Origin of the sequence: Rahnella aceris, assembly GCF_011684115.1 — a bacterium.
Classification (GTDB): Bacteria; Pseudomonadota; Gammaproteobacteria; order Enterobacterales; family Enterobacteriaceae; genus Rahnella; species Rahnella aceris.
Map to the genome: position 1 here is coordinate 20390 of NZ_JAADJV010000005.1, position 14028 is coordinate 34417.

The following is a 14028-nucleotide window of genomic DNA, read 5'->3' on the forward strand; positions in this document are numbered from 1 at the left end:
GTTGCGAACCGGCATCCTTGCTTTACCACCCACAACAGAGAGAGTCACCCTGATGGCTGATTATCATCACGGCGTGCGTGTTGTCGAAATCAACGACGGCACCCGCGTTATTTCCACCGTTTCCACAGCAATTATCGGCATGGTTTGTACCGCAGAAGATGCGGATGCGACTGTTTTCCCTTTGAATACCCCGGTTCTGATCACTGACGTTCTGGCGGCCAGCGGTAAAGCGGGCACCAGCGGAACATTGCGTGCCGCGCTTCTGGCAATTGCAGACCAGTGTAAACCGGTCACCGTCGTGGTACGTGTCGCCACGGGTGAAGATGAAGCCGCAACCACCAGCAACATCATTGGCGGTTCTGATGCCAATGGCCGTTACACCGGTATGAAAGCGCTGCTTTCTGCGCAGGCAGAGCTGGGCGTGAAGCCTCGTATTCTGGGTGTTCCTGGTCTGGATAATCAGGCTGTCGCGACCGCGCTGGCAGGTGTTTGTCAGCAGCTGCGTGCGTTCGGTTATGTCAGCGTTTATGGTGCAAAAACCATTTCTGATGCGATCAAATACCGCGACAACTTCAGCCAGCGCGAGCTGATGCTGATCTGGCCAGACTTTGTTAACTGGAATACCACCACCAGCCAGTCTGATATCGCTTATGCCACCGCCCGCGCTCTGGGTTTACGCGCCAAAATTGACCAGGACACTGGCTGGCATAAAACCTTATCCAACGTCGGCGTTAACGGTGTTACCGGTCTGTCCGCCAGTGTCTTCTGGGATTTGCAGGCAACGGGTACCGACGCGGATTTGCTGAACGAAGCCTGTGTGACAACACTGGTGCGCAAAGACGGTTTCCGTTTCTGGGGCAACCGGACCTGCAGCGATGACACACTGTTCCTGTTCGAAAACTACACCCGTACAGCGCAGGTTCTGGCCGACACCATGGCCGAAGCGCACATGTGGGCGGTCGATAAACCAATGACCCCGACACTGGTGCGCGACATGATTGACGGCATCAAAGCCAAAATGCGCGAAATGAAATCAGCGGGTTACATCATTGACGGCGACTGCTGGTATGACGAAACCGCGAACACCGCTGAAACTCTGAAGGCCGGTAAGTTGTATATCGATTACGACTACACTCCGGTTCCTCCACTGGAAGATCTGACCCTGCGCCAGCGTATCACCGACTCTTACCTGGTGAACTTTGCCGCGTCCGTAAACAGCTAAGGAGACAAAAACTCATGGCACTTCCTAAGAAATTGAAATACCTGAACCTGTTTAATGACGGGAACAGCTACCTCGGTCTGGTCTCCTCACTGACGCTGCCGAAACTCACCCGTAAACTGCAAAACTATCGTGGCGGCGGCATGAGCGGTTCGGTCGCGGTGGACTTCGGGCTGGATGACGATGCGCTGACGCTGGAATGGTCCATCGGCGGTCTGGATGAGCTGGTTCTGCAACAATGGGGCAGCACATCAGACATTCCGCTGCGGTTTGCCGGTTCATTGCAGCGCGACGACACCGGTGATGTCTCCGCAGTCGAAGTGATGATGCGCGGCCGTCACAAAGAGTTTGATTTCGGCGAGTACAAACAGGGTGAAGATACTGAAACCAAAGTCACCACCCAGTGTACGTATTTCAAACTGACCATCGACGGCAAAGAGCTGATTGAGATCGACACCGTCAATATGGTGGAAGTCGTCAACGGCGTTGACCGTCTGGCGGAACACCGCACCGCGCTCGGCTTGTAATCCCTTCCCTGAGCCGGCAGCTTTTGCCGGCTTGATTTCCGATTTAAGCAGGAAAACGTATGAATCTCACTGATATCAACGACAACACCGTGATTTTGGATGTTCCGCTAAAACGCGGTGAAATGGAAATCACTGAAGTTCAGGTGACTAAACCCACAGCCGGCAGCCTGCGGGGTATCGGCCTCGCGGCGCTGGCGAACGCCGATGTGGACGCGCTGATCACTATTTTGCCGCGCATCACGTATCCGAATCTGACCAAAGAAGAATGCTCGCGCCTGGAGCTTCCCGATCTGATCGCGCTGGCAGGTAAGGTGATAGGTTTTTTATCGCCGAAACCGGTGGCGTAAGTATTGCGCCCCGCCTCACCGTGGATGACCTGATGGCAGATATCGCGGTGATATTTCACTGGCCGCCGTCCGAGATGGACGGTATGTCACTCACCGATCTGCTGAACTGGCGACATAAGGCACTGCAACGCAGCGGAGTAAAAACAGATGAGTAATCTCGAACAGTTACCTCACACGCTGGAAAAAATAAATCAGGATCTGGCCACCTTCAGGGCCGAAACCGACAAGGTCAGAGAAAACCTGCTGATGCTGCCCGGGAAGACATTATTCAGCGTCGTCTCAGAAGACATCACTGATGCTTCCCTTCAGTTTGAAAAGTCGCTTTTCGCCCCGGACAGCGAAACCGAAACGCAGGCATTTTCCGGCCTGAAAAAGGCGGTGGTCAGCCAGCCGGCAGAAAAGTTGCGGCAGCAACGCCCGATGCAAATGGAACAGAAAGGGCTGGAGATCGGGCAACAGTTTAAAAATCGCGAACTGAAAATTGGCCAGTTAAAAAATATCAGCTCATCAGCCCTTTCCTTTGCACAACCGAAACTGGCGCTGGCGCAAACTTTTCTCAAACCGGGTGCAGATCTGGAGGCCGGGCTGGCTGAAGTGCAGTCGGTCCTCGGACTGAAAAATGACGATCCGCACATTGCCGCTCTGCGTCAGCAAAGTCTTTCGATGGCGGCTTCCGGCCATTCGCCGGCGGAGGTTGTCGCCAGACAGCAGGCATTAGCGAAAGGCGGAATGAATGCCGATCAGGTTCTGGAACAAACACCGGCGGCACTGAATGGCGCAACGCCTGCTGCGCAGATGGCGGTGACCGTGAAAGGCGACAATCTGGATGGCGATATCACTAAGTTATTTGCCACCTGGGACACTATCCGTATCAATCTTTTTGACGGGCAAAGTGCCGCCCTGCGTGAACTGACGCAAACGGCTACCAGCTGGCTGGGCACGATCAATACCTGGATCACCGATAATCCTATGCTGGTGAATTCCCTGCTCGGTCTGGCATTAGGCATCACGGGCATTGTCGGCGGTATGGGTGCGCTCGGCATGGTCATCGCGCCGGTGCTCAGCGGCATCAGTATGCTGATGGCGGGAGCCGGTTTGCTTGGGACTATTTTTACCGGTACCGGTGGCATGATTGCCGCAGCGTTCACGGCCATCGGGTTGCCACTTCTGCCCGTCATCGCACTGATCGCCGGGATCGGGATCGCCGTAGTGAAACTTTGGGAACCGATCAGTGCCTTTGTCGGCGGAGTAATTGACGGATTTACTGCTGCAATGGGGCCAATAAGTGGCGCGTTTACACCGTTCAGAACCGCGCTGGGATGGATTACGGATTTGTTTGAGCCAATCCACTTCACTCAGGACACCCTGAGCGGCTTCACTGATATCGGCAAAGGGGTCGGAGAAGCGATCGCAGAGATTTTCGTCACGCTGAATAAAGCCGTCTCTCAAATCGGCGAAGTCTTTAGCTGGGCGAAAAAAGGATGGGACTCCATTTTTGGTGACAATGAACCCGCTGAACGCCCGGATATTTCAACACCGCCCTTAGATGGCATCTCCCCAACCGGCGGTGCGCTGAACCTGTATCAGCCAGCTAAAAGCAGCGTGGCCAACAACCTGACGGATAACCGGGCAACGACGGTAAATTTAAGTTTCACAGCTACCCCGGAGACGGATCATAACCAGGTCAGAGCCTGGATCGAGGATTCCATTAACCAGCGGGAATGGAACAATACCAACAATCTCCTCAGCCAGTACAACAACGGAGGGATTTACTCATGATGATGTCACTGGGTTTATTTGTATTTAAGTTGAGCACGCTGCCCTATCAGAATACGAACCGTCAGGTGAACTATGGCTGGGGGGCGAACGCGCGTTTCGGACAGCGTCCGGTCTCGCAGTTTCTCGGGCTGGGTGAGGAAACGATAAAAATCACCGGGCAATTATTGCCTGAAATGACCGGCGGCATGCGCTATTTGCAGGCACTGCAGAGCATGGCAGATTCAGGGCGGGCATGGCCGCTCATTGAAGGCAGTGGCACGATTTACGGCATGTTCGTTATCAAAAGTATAGCCAATGACAATGCCGAGTTTACTTCCAGCGGCCAGGCGCGAAGCATCAATTTCACGCTCAATCTGACGCGCGTCGATGAATCGCAGGCCGCCATGTTCGGCGATCTGCTGACCCAGGCCGAGGGCTTATATAACAAGGCCAGTTCGGCACTCAACAATTTCGCCAGCGGAGTCTGATCATGCTTACTGATTTGCAGCTACCCGTTGGCGCACGCATCACGCCCGCATTCACGCTGACGATAAAAAATAAGGTGCTGGAAGAAAATATCTCTGCTCGGATCATCAGTTTATCTGTCACGGATAACAGCGGTTTTACCGCAGACACATTGAATTTAACCTTCGATGACAGCGACGGGCAATTGCAAATGCCCGTTCGCGGCACCGTTTTGCATCTGCATCTGGGATGGTCGAAACAGGCGCTCTATGACTGCGGCTATTTCACGGTCGATACAGTCACTCATTCCGGCTCTCCGGACAAAATAGGTGTGGTTGCCCGCAGCGCAGATTTCCGCGGTTCCTTTGATAACAAAATCAGCCAGTCTTACGATGATTACACGCTCGGCGCGATTGTCAGAATCATTTCAAGCCGGAATAAATTAGATCTGCCAGTAATCCCGCAGGAACTTGATAGCGTTAAGATCCCGCATATTGACCAGACCAGCGAAACGGACAGCTACTTTCTCACCCGGCTGGCACAACGTTACGGTGCGCAGGTAACGGTTAAAAACGGCGCAATTTTATTTTTTAAAGCAGGCACCGGTCGAACCTCTTCCGGACAAGCAATCCCCTGGAAAACCATTGTCCGCAGTGACGGCGATAACCACAACTATCAGATGGTCGATAAGAAGGCATACGATGGCGTGAAGGCGCAGTGGCATGATCTCAAAACGGCGACCACCAGCAATGTTGCTCTCAAGCGTTCGCCCGCAGAAGGCAAAGAAGCCCAGCCTGCCAGTTACATCGCGGGATCCGGGACAAATGTTCTTGAACTGGGCAAAATATTTCCTGACGAAGAGACTGCTAAGCGGGCTGCGGATTCAGTGTTCAATCAGATTCAGAATGATGCCGCAACATTCAGCATACGGCTGGCCCTGGGACGTGCTGATTTGAGTGCGCAATCTCCGGTCAATGTGCAAGGGTTTAAAGACGTGATCGACAGTCAGCGCTGGGTGATTGATTCCGCTCTGCATGAGATTAATGAGAAAGGTTTTACTACTAAATTGATTCTGAAACCTTATGTTGCAGATATCACTTATCAGTCTTCAATTTTGCAACTATAACTTGCTTTTGCGAGTTATGAGTTCATAATTACCTCATCGCTTACCTGTTATGCCGGAGGTTTTTATGATGCATTGTCCACTTTGCGGAAAAGTAGCCCATACGCGTTCGAGCCGCTATCTGAGTGAATCGACCAAGGAACGCTATCATCAGTGCCAGAATATCAAATGCAGTTGTACTTTTGCGACGCATGAATCAGTCGCCCGGGTTATCTCAAAACCGGGTAGCCAACCTGCCACTGCGTAGCCATTTTGTAGTCACTGATGTAAAAAAAGGGGTTAGCCGATGGCTAACCCCTTGTTCTATATTAACTAGTAGATGTCGCGTTAGCGATACCTTAGTTAAGACGCTCTTTAATACGAGCAGACTTACCAGTACGCTCACGCAGGTAGTACAGTTTAGCTTTACGAACGGCGCCACGACGTTTAACAGTAATGCTGTCGATTACCGGGGAGTGAGTCTGGAATACACGCTCAACACCTTCGCCGTTAGAAATTTTGCGAACAGTGAATGCAGAGTGCAGACCGCGGTTACGAATAGCGATAACCACGCCCTCGAATGCCTGCAGACGCTTTTTAGAACCTTCAACGACCCATACCTTAATTTCCAGAGAATCACCTGGACGGAATGCAGGTACGTCTTGCTTCATCTGCTCTTGTTCGATTTGTTTAATGATATTGCTCATAATATGTCTCTTACCCTAGGTAAACTGATATATCGGGACGGCCTCGCGTTATGCTTTGGCGTTCCCTTCATAGTTTTGTTGACTGAGCCGATGTTCCTTTTGGAACTCTCTCAGCAACACCTCTTGCTCGTCAGTCAGAGCTAGGTTTTCCAGAAGTTCAGGTCTTCTAAGCCAGGTTCGACCCAGCGACTGTTTCAGGCGCCAGCGACGTATATCAGCGTGGTTGCCCGACAGTAAAACTGGCGGTACCTCCATGCCTTCCAACACTTCAGGGCGGGTATAATGGGGACAATCCAACAATCCGTCAGCGAAAGAATCTTCTTCTGCTGAAGCCTGACGACCCAGAACGCCCGGTATAAAGCGGGAAACTGAATCAATCAGAGTCATTGCCGGCAACTCTCCACCGCTAAGAACATAATCGCCAATTGACCATTCTTCATCAATTTCGGTTTTAATTATGCGCTCATCGATCCCTTCATAACGGCCACAAACCAGAATAATTTTCTGATGGGCCGCCAGCTCGCAAACACCGGTTTGATCCAGTTTGCGCCCCTGAGGTGAAAGATAAATCACCTTCACACCTTCGCCTGCCGCTGCTTTTGCTGCATGAATAGCTTCCCGTAAGGGTTGCACCATCATCAGCATTCCGGGACCACCGCCATAAGGGCGCTCATCCACGGTACGATGTCGATCGTATGCGAAGTCACGAGGACTCCAGCAATTTACGCTCAACAGGCCATTCTTAACTGCCCGGCCAGTTACCCCGTAATCCGTAATTGCGCGGAACATTTCAGGAAACAGGCTAATTATACCAATCCACATAGCCTACCCCTTCCAAATGTTTGACCGCTCAACCAGACGTTGTTTACATCAGTAAACACTACGGAGGTCAAAAACCAGGATCCCAATCTACTTCAACAGTGCGAGTAGCGAGATCGACTTTCTTGATAACCTGCCCATCGAGGAACGGAATCAACCGCTCCTTGAGTCCGAAGGCATCTTTCAGGTTGGCTTTAACTACCATCACATCGTTAGAACCGGTTTCCATCATATCGATGATTTTGCCCAGTTCGTAACCGGAAGTTGTCACTACCTGGCAACCGAAAAGGTCTTTCCAGTAGTAGTCACCGTCTTCCAGTGGAGGCAGTTGCTTTGAATCGACGACAATTTCGCAATTAGTCAGAAGATTCGCGGCATCCCGATCATCAACGCCTTTGACTTTGATAATCAGGTCCTGAGTGTGGCGTTTCCAGCCTTCCAGCTCGACAACTTGCCACTTACCGGCACGCTGGATAAACCAGGGCTGGTAGTCAAAGATGCTTTCAGCGTCTTCGGTGGATGAAAACACTCTGAGCCAACCACGAATGCCGTACGTTGAACCCATTTTGCCAAGAACTAACGGCTCAGCGGGTACCACTGGATTGGATTGCTTGCTCATTGCCACCACCGCGACAGATTAAGCTGCTTTCTTAGCGTCTTTGATCAGCGCAGAAACGCGATCAGAAACGGTAGCACCCAGACCAACCCAATGGGCAACACGGTCCAGATCCATACGCAGTGCTTCAGCCTGGCCAGAAGCCAATGGGTTGAAGAAACCTACGCGTTCGATGAAACGACCGTCACGAGCGTTGCGGCTGTCGGTCACTACTACTTGATAAAACGGACGCTTTTTTGCGCCGCCACGTGCTAAACGAATTGTTACCATAACATCCTCTTTAGTTAATAAAACAACCAGACCCCATCGGGGAACGGGGTCTGGTTGCAATATAAAAAGCCCGAAAATTTTACTCATTTTGGCGCAAAAAGCAATCTAAAGCGTAGAAACCTTAGCCACCATTTTGCATGAGCCACCTATATGGCTGATATATAGGCAGTGACGTCGATTAACGGCCAGGGAAACCTGGTGGCATCATACCTTTCATGCCACGCATCATTTTCGCCATGCCGCCACTCTTCATTTTCTTCATCATGCGCTGCATATCGTCGAACTGCTTAAGTAAGCGGTTGACGTCCTGCACCTGCATGCCGGAACCCATCGCGATACGACGCTTACGGGAACCTTTAATAATTTCTGGCTTAGCGCGCTCTTTCAGCGTCATCGAGTTGATGATCGCTTCCATCCGCACCAGCACTTTGTCATCCATCTGGGATTTGACGTTATCCGGCAACTGACCGACACCCGGCAGTTTGCTCATCATACTCGCCATGCCGCCCATATTACGCATTTGCTTGAGCTGCTCGAGAAAATCGGTCAGGTCAAAGCCGTCGCCTTTCTTGAGTTTGCTGGCCAGTTTTTCAGCCTGCGCGCGGTCAACTTTGCTCTCAATATCTTCGATAAGTGAGAGAACGTCGCCCATACCCAGAATACGGGAGGCAATACGATCCGGATGAAACGGCTCCAGCGCATCGGTTTTTTCACCCATACCCAGGAATTTAATCGGCTTGCCGGTGATGTGACGAATCGACAGCGCAGCACCGCCGCGGGCATCACCGTCGACTTTTGTCAGGATCACACCGGTCAGCGGCAGCGCCTCATTAAACGCTTTCGCGGTATTCGCGGCATCCTGACCGGTCATAGCATCAACCACAAACAGGGTTTCAACCGGATTAATCGCGGCATGTACCTGTTTGATTTCGTCCATCATCGCTTCGTCGACGTGTAAACGGCCGGCGGTATCGACAATCAGCACGTCGTAGAATTTCAGTTTCGCCTGCTGCAGGGCGCGGCTAACGATATCAACCGGCTTCTCCTGTGCATCAGACGGGAAGAAATCCACTTCAACTTGCTGCGCCAGGGTTTCCAGCTGTTTGATCGCCGCAGGGCGATAAACGTCGGCGGACACCACCAGTACTTTTTTCTTTTTCTTTTCTTTCAGGAATTTCGCCAGTTTACCGACGCTGGTTGTTTTACCTGCACCTTGTAAACCCGCCATAAGAACCACGGCCGGAGGCTGCGCTGCTAAATTAAGCTCGGTGTTCGCCTCGCCCATCGCAGTTTCCAGTTCTTTCTGGACAATTTTGACGAATTCCTGCCCCGGCGTCAGACTCTTATTGACCTCATGGCCAACAGCGCTTTCCTTCACCCGGCTGATGAAGTCACGTACGACCGGCAGCGCAACGTCCGCTTCCAGTAAGGCCATACGCACTTCACGTAATGTCTCTTTGATATTTTCTTCGGTCAGCCGCCCGCGGCCGCTGATATTGCGCAGTGTGCGCGACAATCGATCGCTTAAATTCTCAAACATCGTCTCTTGCTCAACGTAATGACAGGCCGCTTTTGCGACGTAATTGCGGGATTATAACACGAAGCGCGGACGATCTCTGCTTTGGCATCTCAGATAGGTTGGAGCGTGACGCGGGTAACGTTATACTGCGGTTCTCATTCACTTTTCGATGCTACCGAAACGCTATGTCAGTTTTTGCTCTCGTCGCCATGTTGGCCTATCTGCTCAGCCTTGCGCTGATCATTCCGAGCATCATCCGGAAGAACAGCGCATACCGGCGTTTAGCACTGATTTCCGTTGTGGTGGCACTTGTTTGCCACGCTGTCGCATTGCAGCAACGTATTTTCGACGTCAGCACCGGCCAGAACCTCAGCCTGGTCAATATCGGTTCGGTGGTCAGTTTAATCATCGGAACGGTGATGACCATCGTAGCCTCGCGCAATCGCGGCTGGTTTGTTTTGCCAATTGTTTACAGCTTTTCGCTGATCAATCTGGCGTTCGTGACGTTTCTTCCTGGCGAATTCATCACGCATCTTGAAGAAAGCAAAGGCTTACTGGTACATATCGGCCTGGCATTATTCTCTTATGCCACGCTGATGATTGCCGCCCTTTACGCGTTGCAACTGGCGTGGCTGGATTATCAGCTAAAGAATAAACGCCTGACGTTTACGGCTGATATGCCGCCGTTAATGAGTATTGAACGCAAACTTTTTCACATCACTCAGATTGGCGTTATTTTACTGACGCTGACGTTGTGCACCGGATTACTTTATCTGAACAACCTGTTCAGCCCAGAGAATATCGACAAGGCTGTCTTATCGATACTGGCATGGTTTGTTTATATCGTTCTGCTGTGGGGCCATTATCACGAAGGCTGGCGTGGCCGTCGCGTGGTATGGTTCAGCATGGCGGGCGCCATCCTGCTTACTCTTGCCTATTTTGGCAGTCGCCTGATCCAGCAAATCATGGTTCATTAATTAAAAGGAATACCCGTTGGAGCACGTCTCAACAACAACCCTGATCATCACATTGATCATCATGGTGGTGGTTTCGGCTTATTTTTCAGCCTCCGAAACCGGTATGATGACACTCAACCGTTACCGGTTACGTCACCTGGCTAAACAGGGTAACCGCGCGGCGCGTCGCGTCGAAAAGCTGTTAAAACGCCCGGACCAGCTGATCAGTCTGGTACTTATCGGTAACAACCTGGTCAACATCCTTGCTTCCGCTCTGGCAACCATTGTGGGCATCCGTCTTTACGGCGATGCCGGTGTAGCGATTGCCACGGGTGTACTGACATTTGTCGTACTGCTGTTTGCAGAAGTGCTGCCTAAAACATTTGCCGCCCTGAATCCTGAACGCATCGCGTTTCCGAGCAGCATTTTGTTGCGTCCGCTGCAAACCATTATGATGCCGCTGGTGTGGATCCTTAACAGTCTCTCGCGTTTGCTGATGCGAATGTTCGGTATCAAAACCACCACGAGCCTCAGTGACGCCGTCAGTAAAGAAGAGCTGCGTTCCATCGTGAACGAGTCACGCTCGAATATCTCGCGCCGGAATCAGGACATGCTGCTTTCCGTGCTTGATCTTGAGAAAGTCTCTGTTGATGACATCATGGTTCCGCGCAATGAAATCGTCGGTATTGATATCAATGACGACTGGAAATCGATTATTCGTCAGCTTACCCACTCACCTCATGGCCGTATTGTGCTTTACCGAGACTCACTCGACGACGCTATTGGGATGCTACGTTTGCGCGAAGCTTATCGCCTGATGACCGAGAAAAAAGAGTTCACCAAAGAAAATCTGCTGCGCGCCGCTGACGAAATTTACTACATTCCGGAAGGCACGCCGCTGAACATTCAGCTGGTAAAATTCCAGCGAAATAAAAAGAAAGTGGGCATCGTGGTTGATGAATACGGTGATATTCAGGGGCTGGTAACGGTTGAGGATATCCTCGAAGAAATCGTCGGTGATTTCACGACGTCGATGTCGCCAACGCTGGCAGAAGAAGTCACGCCGCAAAGTGATGGTTCAGTACTGATCGAAGGCAGCGCGAACGTGCGGGAACTGAATAAAGCCTTTAACTGGCATCTGCCAGCCGAAGAAGCGAGAACTATCAACGGCATGCTGCTGGAAGTGCTGGAAGAGATCCCGACAATCGGTACTAATCTGCGCATTGAGGACTATGAAGTTGAGATCCTGGATGTTCAGGACAACATGATCAAACAGGTGCAGGTCCGTCCGTTACAACCGTTGCAAAGCAGTGTGAATCAGCGCTAATCCTCTGAATTTCAGACATAAAAAAGACGCGAATTTCGCGTCTTTTTTGTCATCCGCACAAACTAAAAACTAGATGTGCAGTTCGGACAATTTCTCTTTTGGCAGAGCCAGATCATCGTTATGGTTCACAACAACATCATGATCGAGAATGTGCTGTGCAATTTCCTGGGCTTCTTTCAGGGAATGCATTTCGTAAGTCCCGCACTGGTATTCATTCAGCTCAGGGATCTGGCGCTGCTCTTTCACTTTCAAAACGTCAGCCATCGCTGCTTTCCAGGAGTCAGCAACCCGTTGCTCTTCCGGCACACCAATCAGGCTCATGTAAAAACCGGTACGGCAACCCATCGGAGAAATATCAATGATTTCAACACCGTTACCGTTCAGATGATTACGCATGAAACCCGCGAACAGGTGCTCGAGCGTGTGGATACCACGTTCCGGCATCACTTCAATATTCGGGCGGCAGAAACGCAGATCGAACACAGTGATCGTGTCCCCGTGCGGGGTTTTCATGGTTTTTGCGACGCGAACAGCAGGTGCTGCCATACGGGTATGGTCTACGGTAAAGCTATCCAACAGTGGCATATCGTCACCTCTCCTAAATAAATTAATTTTTTTTACGAACTCAGGAAACCTTTTCCCAGCATGCGGGTCTTAATTAGTGAAAGACGCGCATTTGTTATCATCATCCCTGTAAACAGAGATGTTTATTTGGCCACATTAATTGTGGCCTTTTTCTTTTCTACTCATTGCTACTGCCTGCATTCGCAGCCAGGTATTCTTCAAAGCTTAGCTTATCACTGGCTTCCAGTGTGCGCTGACGCTGCCATGAACCATCCTGTTCAGCCATCAGAGCGCTTTCATCCAACACTTCCAGCGGTTCACTCACCAGCATCTGACGATATTTTTCTGCCAGTTCCAGCCCGAGGTTGCCGACGCCCTGCTGTTTCAGATCCTTGAGGATGCGGGCAGAGTAAGTCAGTTCAGGATCATCAAACGCAGCAACCAGCTCTTTACAAACATCCTGATAGAGATGATCACCGTTTTGGTTATCCATGATCTGAGCCACCCGATTCAGATCAGCAAACAACGCATTGCCAACGCTGGCTAACGGCTGACGTTCATCGTTACACCCGATACCAATCGTCTGGCCCGGTTTACGTCCTTCGAGGATCACACGGTTCCAGTTTTTACGCGTACAAAGCAGCTCATCGCTGTTCATTTCCGGCGCATCCGCTAAAGCACACCATACCAAAAACAGATCCAGGAAACGCGCCTGGGTTGCATCAATCCCCACCGGAGAGAACGGGTTGACGTCCAGCGAGCGGACTTCAATATATTCGATCCCGCTGCGCATCAGCGCATCCGAAGGTGTTTCACCCGATTTGGTGACCCGTTTAGGACGGATTGGCGCATAAAGTTCGTTCTCAATCTGTAACACATTGGTGTTCAGCTGAAGATATTTACCGTCTTTTTTCACACCCATTTCCGCATATTCAGCAGACGGTGTGCGGATCGCTCTCTTCACGCCCTGAACGTAGGTGTTCAGATCATTAAAAGTGATGCCCAGATTGCTCTGTGACTTATTGGTATACCCTAAATCACTCAGACGCAGTGATGTCGCATAAGGCAGATAACACAATCCACCTTCGGTATATTCGAAAGGCAGATCCGTTTCACGTCCTTTGAGGAATGAGGAACAGATTGCAGGCGAAGCCCCAAACAGATACGGGATCACCCAACCGAAACGGTAATAGTTACGGATGAGTTTGAAATAACCTGCAGAGATCGCCTCTTTCCCGCTTTCCGTATCAGTCACGCCCAACCGCTCCTGCCAAAACGTCATCGGCAGCGAGAAATTGTAATGGATGCCGGAAATTACCTGCATCAGCGCGCCATAGCGGTTTTTCAGGCCTTCGCGATAAAGTGTCTTTAAACGCCCGATGTTCGACGAACCATATTGCGCCAGTTCGATATCCTGTCCGGATTCGATAAAGCAGGGCATGCTGAACGGCCACATACGCTCGTCACCAAGCTCACGGGCCACATGACGATGAATGTCACGGAGAAACGCCATCAGATGTTCAATATTGTCATCGACGGGCGTAATAAATTCTAATAAGGCTTCAGCAAAATCGGTGGTGATCCAGCGATGCGTCAGAGCCGCACCTAAAGATTCCGGGTGGCCCGTAGTCGCTAATGAACCGTCAGGATTAACCCGAAGCGTTTCACGCTCGATACCACGACGAATACCTTTTAATGCCTGAGGGTGGGCTTCCAGCCAGGAAAGCGCCTGAGATACATCCGGGATCAAATTGACCTCCCGCTTGGTGAAACCATTAATTTGCAAGCATACTGAATCTGCATAGATGTGACCATAATTGATAGCTGATGCC

The 14028-nt window shown here is 51.1% G+C and carries 17 protein-coding genes; 10 read left to right on the plus strand and 7 right to left on the minus strand.

The window, feature by feature from the left end; all coding sequences use genetic code 11:
* Positions 1–52: 52 nt before the first annotated feature.
* The 8 genes from GW591_RS20365 (at position 53) to GW591_RS20400 (ending at position 5686) form a co-directional block, all read left to right on the plus strand.
* Complete coding sequence (locus GW591_RS20365; RefSeq protein ID WP_013574046.1) at positions 53–1222, plus strand: phage tail sheath protein; 1170 nt, start codon at positions 53–55, stop codon at positions 1220–1222.
* Positions 1223–1236: 14 nt separating this feature from the next.
* Complete coding sequence (locus GW591_RS20370; RefSeq protein ID WP_013574045.1) at positions 1237–1746, plus strand: phage major tail tube protein; 510 nt, start codon at positions 1237–1239, stop codon at positions 1744–1746.
* A 59-nt stretch (positions 1747–1805) separates the two neighbouring features.
* Positions 1806–2093, plus strand: coding sequence for a phage tail assembly protein (locus GW591_RS20375; RefSeq protein ID WP_013574044.1), 288 nt, complete (start codon positions 1806–1808; stop codon positions 2091–2093).
* 20 nt (positions 2094–2113) lie between these two features.
* On the plus strand, positions 2114–2248 hold the full coding sequence (locus tag GW591_RS20380; protein ID WP_013574043.1) for a GpE family phage tail protein: 135 nt from the start codon (positions 2114–2116) through the stop codon (positions 2246–2248).
* Positions 2241–3872, plus strand: a complete 1632-nt coding sequence (locus GW591_RS20385; protein WP_166861313.1) for a phage tail tape measure protein — start codon at positions 2241–2243, stop codon at positions 3870–3872. Before GW591_RS20380 ends, GW591_RS20385 begins: the two co-directional genes overlap by 8 nt.
* Positions 3869–4339, plus strand: a complete 471-nt coding sequence (locus tag GW591_RS20390; protein WP_015689398.1) for a phage tail protein — start codon at positions 3869–3871, stop codon at positions 4337–4339. Before GW591_RS20385 ends, GW591_RS20390 begins: the two co-directional genes overlap by 4 nt.
* A 2-nt stretch (positions 4340–4341) precedes the next feature.
* Positions 4342–5442 (plus strand): contractile injection system protein, VgrG/Pvc8 family, encoded by a 1101-nt coding sequence (locus tag GW591_RS20395; protein WP_013574040.1) that lies wholly within the window; start codon positions 4342–4344, stop codon positions 5440–5442.
* Between the two features lie 64 nt (positions 5443–5506).
* Complete coding sequence (locus tag GW591_RS20400) at positions 5507–5686, plus strand: ogr/Delta-like zinc finger family protein (protein ID WP_013574039.1); 180 nt, start codon at positions 5507–5509, stop codon at positions 5684–5686.
* 91 nt (positions 5687–5777) lie between these two features.
* On the opposite strand, the gene rplS is transcribed toward GW591_RS20400, so the two are convergent.
* The 5 genes from rplS to ffh form a co-directional block, all read right to left on the minus strand.
* Positions 5778–6125, minus strand: a complete 348-nt coding sequence (gene rplS, locus GW591_RS20405) for a 50S ribosomal protein L19 (protein ID WP_013574038.1) — start codon at positions 6123–6125, stop codon at positions 5778–5780.
* A gap of 48 nt (positions 6126–6173) precedes the next feature.
* Positions 6174–6947: a tRNA (guanosine(37)-N1)-methyltransferase TrmD gene (trmD, locus tag GW591_RS20410; protein ID WP_013574037.1), complete on the minus strand. Its 774-nt coding sequence runs from the start codon at positions 6945–6947 to the stop codon at positions 6174–6176.
* Positions 6948–7014: 67 nt separating this feature from the next.
* Positions 7015–7563 (minus strand): ribosome maturation factor RimM, encoded by a 549-nt coding sequence (gene rimM, locus GW591_RS20415; RefSeq protein ID WP_013574036.1) that lies wholly within the window; start codon positions 7561–7563, stop codon positions 7015–7017.
* Between the two features lie 18 nt (positions 7564–7581).
* Positions 7582–7830 carry a 30S ribosomal protein S16 gene (gene rpsP / locus GW591_RS20420; RefSeq protein WP_015689395.1) on the minus strand — a complete coding sequence of 83 codons (249 nt, stop codon included), beginning with the start codon at positions 7828–7830 and terminating at the stop codon, positions 7582–7584.
* Between the two features lie 178 nt (positions 7831–8008).
* Entirely contained in the window at positions 8009–9370 is a 1362-nt protein-coding gene (gene ffh / locus GW591_RS20425; protein ID WP_013574034.1) for a signal recognition particle protein, read from the minus strand.
* A 164-nt stretch (positions 9371–9534) separates the two neighbouring features.
* On the opposite strand from ffh, the gene GW591_RS20430 reads away from it, so the two are divergent.
* Together GW591_RS20430 and GW591_RS20435 are read left to right on the plus strand one after the other, a co-directional pair.
* A complete protein-coding gene (locus GW591_RS20430; protein ID WP_013574033.1) occupies positions 9535–10326 on the plus strand; it encodes a cytochrome C assembly family protein in 792 nt (263 codons plus the stop codon).
* Between the two features lie 16 nt (positions 10327–10342).
* Positions 10343–11632, plus strand: coding sequence for an HlyC/CorC family transporter (locus GW591_RS20435; RefSeq protein ID WP_013574032.1), 1290 nt, complete (start codon positions 10343–10345; stop codon positions 11630–11632).
* A 69-nt stretch (positions 11633–11701) separates the two neighbouring features.
* On the opposite strand, the gene luxS is transcribed toward GW591_RS20435, so the two are convergent.
* Together luxS and gshA are read right to left on the minus strand one after the other, a co-directional pair.
* The gene (luxS, locus tag GW591_RS20440) at positions 11702–12217 is read right to left on the minus strand and encodes an S-ribosylhomocysteine lyase (RefSeq protein WP_013574031.1); all 516 of its coding nucleotides are present in this window, start codon (positions 12215–12217) and stop codon (positions 11702–11704) included.
* A gap of 157 nt (positions 12218–12374) precedes the next feature.
* The gene (gene gshA / locus GW591_RS20445) at positions 12375–13946 is read right to left on the minus strand and encodes a glutamate--cysteine ligase (protein ID WP_013574030.1); all 1572 of its coding nucleotides are present in this window, start codon (positions 13944–13946) and stop codon (positions 12375–12377) included.
* Positions 13947–14028: the final 82 nt, after the last annotated feature.